Annotated in this window: 1 protein-coding gene; it reads left to right on the top strand. The window is 42.3% G+C overall.

Annotated elements, in window-relative coordinates; genetic code table 11:
- The first annotated feature begins 166 nt into the window (after positions 1–166).
- The gene (locus Pmgp_RS19125; RefSeq protein ID WP_134216262.1) at positions 167–1,927 is read left to right on the top strand and encodes an IS1634 family transposase; all 1,761 of its coding nucleotides are present in this window, start codon (positions 167–169) and stop codon (positions 1,925–1,927) included.
- Positions 1,928–2,007 lie beyond the last annotated feature (80 nt).

The raw sequence follows: 2,007 nt of genomic DNA, 5'->3' as shown, positions 1-2,007 counted from the left end.
ACCCAAGTTTGGCGACATAAATTTCCAAACCCAGTAATGTCAAGGCTTACAAGGTCTCAAGTTTAAAAATGTAGTCCCGAATATTTCACTTAAAATGTTTAAATTTGCTTGATATTATCTGGGTTTATGATATATTTGTTGTAGTCCCCAATAAACGGAGGCTACAATGTTCCTCAAAAAATCTGCCAGAACCATAAAAGGTAAAACATATAACCATTACAAGATCGTTGAGTCGTACCGGGAAAACGGTACAGTTAAACACCGTATTTTGTTTAATGTCGGAGATTTAACTGATGAACAAGCCGAACGATTGCGTTTAGCACTTGCTGCCCATTCCGACAACAATATTATTGTCTCCAAGGACGAAGATATTGTCGTGACAAATCACTTTGCCTACCTGGATATAGCGGTACTGTTTCACCTCTGGCAGGAGTGGGGATTTCAACAGTTTTTTCGGGCGGACCGATGGATTAAAACTTTGGTGTTTAATCGTTGTGTCGATCCAATGGCAAAAATAAAACTTCATGACTGGATGTTTCAAACAGTGTTACCTGCCTATGTGGAAAGCGAATCTTTTACTTACGACGAGTATGACGTATACCGAGAGTTAGACCGCCTGTGTAAACGGGAGAAGGATATCCAATCCTTCATTTACCAGCAACTCAAATCTCGCTTGCCAAACTGGTATGAGGCTTTTTTCTATGATATCACCTCTACTTTTATGGAAGGAAAGCGCTGTGTCTTGGCCGCATTGGGATATTCCCGGGACCATCGGCCGGATTGCGAACAGATTGTCATTGCACTTATGATTACCCCCGAGGGATATCCTTTTCACTGGCGTGTCCTTGAGGGCAACACCCAGGATGTTACCACTGTGCAAGATTTAGTGCAAGAAGTACAGGATGTTTATGGAATTCGGCAGTGTATAATGGTGTTCGACCGGGGCATGGTTTCTTACGAAAACTTAAAGGCCATTGAGAGTGAAGAATGGTTATATGTTTCCGCAATGGACCGTGATGAACTTGTGGCCTCTGGTCTTTTGGAAATAGCGTTACCACAGCCAGCCCAACCAGACGACTGGGAAAGTGTCATGGCCATGAGGGAGTTTATCCCCTTTGATGAAAACGGATTTCTGTTTTTCCGCGAATTCGAGCAGGGGAACCGGCGGCTTATTTTGACTTTTGATGTATCCCGCTTTCTCGATGAAAGGCGTTTACAGTTTCAAAGAATGGAACACGTTTTCGATTGGGTAAAGCAAAAAAACCACATCCTCGGTAAAGCTAAAAAGTCACGGAACAAAGGCGTTTTAGAACGGGAGGTGCAAAGCCTCCTTAAACGAAAACGTGTTCAAAAATTTCTCGAAATTCACATCGAGCCCCAATCGCTAACGATAACCAGTAAAAACGGCAAGCAGCGCAACGTTCAATCTTTCCATCTTTCATATTCTTTGGACAAGGAAAAACTTGAAAAAGAACAGCGGGTTCACGGTATCTACTGCTTTATTTCGAATTTACCAAAACATCACAGTACTGCCCAGGAAATTATCCGGTGGTACCGCCGAAAAAACAAAGTGGAAGAAGCTTTCCATGAAATCAAATCTCACATGGAACTACGCCCAATCTACCTTTCGAGGGAGGAACGAGTAAAAGCCCATGTTACAGTTTGCATTCTTGCATATTTCCTCTACAACGATATCGAGCGCCGTTTGAGGGAAATCGGTATACCGATGTCATCTAAGGATGCGCTGGCGAAATTAAAAAAATGCCAGGTTAACCAGATCTCATTTAAAAAAATGAACCAAACCAAACTGTCGATCACTGAGCCTTCTGAAGACCAAAAAAAACTTCTTTGTGCGCTGGGATGCGAGAAAACGATTGAACAAAAGCATGTTAGACAGGTTCTAAAAAAGATGGAATCCTGGGTGTAGTCCCGAATTTATTTTTTGAAGGGGGCACAAACCCTTGCTACACCTGGTATTGGAAAATTTTTACGCCAAACTTGGGTTAT

It is taken from the genome of Pelotomaculum propionicicum, assembly GCF_004369225.1.
Classification (GTDB): domain Bacteria; phylum Bacillota; class Desulfotomaculia; order Desulfotomaculales; family Pelotomaculaceae; genus Pelotomaculum_B; species Pelotomaculum_B propionicicum.
The sequence above is the reverse complement of the archived record's forward strand: the minus strand, read 5'-3'. Positions and strand labels throughout refer to the sequence as shown.

Bases quoted from the DNA above. Each gene is read 5' to 3' on its own strand.
- Pmgp_RS19125 (WP_134216262.1), top strand. From the start codon at position 167: ATGTTCCTCAAAAAATCTGCCAGAACCATAAAAGGTAAAACATATAAC.